Source organism: Nitratidesulfovibrio oxamicus, from assembly GCF_015731765.1.
Classification (GTDB): domain Bacteria; phylum Desulfobacterota; class Desulfovibrionia; order Desulfovibrionales; family Desulfovibrionaceae; genus Cupidesulfovibrio; species Cupidesulfovibrio oxamicus.
Window position 1 is genome coordinate 1 of the sequence record NZ_VRYY01000396.1, and the last position, 2,354, is coordinate 2,354.

General features: G+C 67.6%; 3 protein-coding genes. 2 read left to right on the plus strand and 1 reads right to left on the minus strand.

Going from position 1 to position 2,354, the window contains the following annotated elements; all coding sequences use genetic code 11:
* A partial coding sequence (locus FVW20_RS12780; RefSeq protein ID WP_269145829.1) for a PSP1 domain-containing protein occupies positions 1–870 on the minus strand: 870 nt, incomplete at its 3' end.
* Between the two features lie 309 nt (positions 871–1,179).
* Between FVW20_RS12780 and FVW20_RS12785 the strand changes: the two genes are divergently transcribed.
* Both FVW20_RS12785 and FVW20_RS12790 read left to right on the plus strand, forming a co-directional pair.
* Positions 1,180–1,737, plus strand: a complete 558-nt coding sequence (locus FVW20_RS12785; protein ID WP_012611910.1) for an HDIG domain-containing metalloprotein — start codon at positions 1,180–1,182, stop codon at positions 1,735–1,737.
* 174 nt (positions 1,738–1,911) lie between these two features.
* Positions 1,912–2,354, plus strand: a 443-nt coding sequence (locus FVW20_RS12790; RefSeq protein ID WP_196609918.1) for a glycosyltransferase family 2 protein, incomplete at its 3' end; no start/stop codon positions are given.

Sequence of the window (2,354 nt, forward strand, 5' to 3'; positions counted from 1 at the left end):
GTCCGGGCGCGGCATGCCGCCGCCGTGGCCGCCGGGGCCACCGCCGCCCTGCTCGGGTCGGCGCGGCTCCATCTGCTGCCATTCTTCCAGCGTGACCTCGACCTCTTCGTTGGACTCGGTCAGCAGGGCCAGGCTGCCCCGGAACATGTTGGCGCGCAGCACCTTCACCGCGCCGCGCGAGGTCAGGTACTTCTTGCCCAGACGCGGGCAGCGCCGGTGAAATTCCTCGTAGTTTTCCTGCTCGTAGCTCAGGCAGCACAGCAGCCGCCCGCAAATGCCCGAAATCTTGGCCGGATTCAGGAACAGGTTCTGTTCCTTGGCCATTTTGATGGTCACCGGGGCAAACTTGCGCAGAAAGCGGCGGCAGCAGCAGACCATGCCGCAGTTGCCCACCGCGCCGATCATCTGCGTTTCGTGGCGCACGCCGATCTGGCGCAGTTCGATGCGGGTGCGGTAGTTCTTGACCAGATCCTTGACCAGTTCGCGGAAGTCGATGCGGGTCGGCGCGGTGAAGTAGAAGATGATCTTGCTGCGGTCGAAGAACACTTCCACGTCCACCAGCTTCATCTCCAGGTCGCGGCCCCGGATGCACTCGTTGCAGAAGGCGCGGGCCTCGTCGCCCAGCTTCTCGTTTTCCGCCGCCTGTTCCAGGTCCTCACCGCTGGCCACGCGCAGGATGGGCCGCAGGTCGGCCTCGGTTTCTCCCGCGTCTTCGGGCAGGTCGCCGCGCAGGGCCACCACTTCGCCGATGCCCTGGCCCTGGTCGGTTTCCACGATCACCCTGTCACCCACGGCAACGGGCTGACCACCACTGAGAAAATAGTATATCTGTCCGTATTCACGGAACTTGATGCCGAGTATTCGTTCCATCGTGCTCGCCGGTTTCAGCCGGTTTACGCCCGTCCGGAAACATTCCGGCGGAAGGGGGTGCGAACGGATTACGCCGCATGGCCGCGTGGCGGCCATCTCCGCCTTCCTTGGCGAAATAACCTCCTCTTTTCCGCTTTTATGGGGCACGTGTCAACAAAGCCGCGCCCCGCGCGGCCCCGGCGGCAGCGCCCCCCTTCGGCCCGACCCGGCCCGCACATGTTCGCGGCGGTTGCAACGCCCGTGCTCGTGCCGTACAAGGTTCGAAGTCCATGTGACCCGTTTCACGAAGACCGTCCACCGGAGGCCCCCATGCTCCCCCGCGCCGAAGCCCTCGACCTGCTCCGCTCGCACAACCCGGAACCCCACCTTGTCCAGCACGCCCTGGCCACCGAGGCCGTCATGCGCGGCCTGGCCGCCCGCTTCGGGCAGGACGCCGAACTGTGGGGCCTGACCGGGCTGCTGCACGACATCGACTACCCGCTCACCAAGGACACCCCCGAACACCACGGCCTGGTGGCCGTGGACCTCATCGGGGACAGGCTGCCGCCGGAAGCCGTACAGGCCATCGTGGCCCACAACAGCGAATGCACCGGCCGCGAACCGGCCAGCCTGTTCGACCGCGCCCTGCGCTGCGGTGAAAGCGTGACCGGCCTGGTCAGCGCCGCCGCGCTGGTGCGCCCCACCGGCATGGACGGCATGCAGGCCTCCAGCCTGAAGAAGAAGATGAAGGACAAGGCGTTCGCCGCCAGCGTCAGCCGTGAAAGGATACGCGAGTGCGAGGCCATCGGCCTTGAGCTTGGCGAATTCCTGACCATCGCCATCGAGGCCATGACGCCTGCCGCCGCAGTGCTGGGACTAACCCGCTAGTCGGCCAGCCCCTGCCCGCACGGGCCGATCTGGCCAGCCGGACAATCGGGCCAGCCGGGCAATCGGACCAGTTGGGCCAGTGGGGCCAATGAGGTTAGTCGGGCCACGCTCGCGCGCCCCTTTCCGGCAACAACGACACCGCTCCAACGCACAACACCCCCGAAGGAACCCCGCATGAAGCTCTCGTTCGTCATCGTCGCCGCCAACGCGGCGAAGTACATCGGCGACTGTCTTGCCTCGGTCCGCGCCGCCGCAGCCGAAATGACGGGCCTTGCCGAATCCGCCGATATCATCGTCGTGGACCGCGCCTCCACCGACGCCACCGTGCGCAACGCGCGCGACATCGCGCCCGAGGCCGTCATCGTGGAAGCCCCGGCGGGCGCCGGTTTTGCCGCCGCCGCCAACCTTGGCGTCGTCCGCGCCAGCGGTGACGTGGTCATCTTCGTGGATCCCGCCGTCACCCTGTGCCCCGGCGCGGCCCGCCGTCTGGTGGAACACATGGACACCACCCCCGCCTGCATGGTGGCGGGCGGCATGGTCAACGGCCCCAAGGACGCCGTGCTGCGCGGCGCCGCCCGCCTGCCCGGCCTGATCGTGAAGCTGGCCCGCCTCAGCGG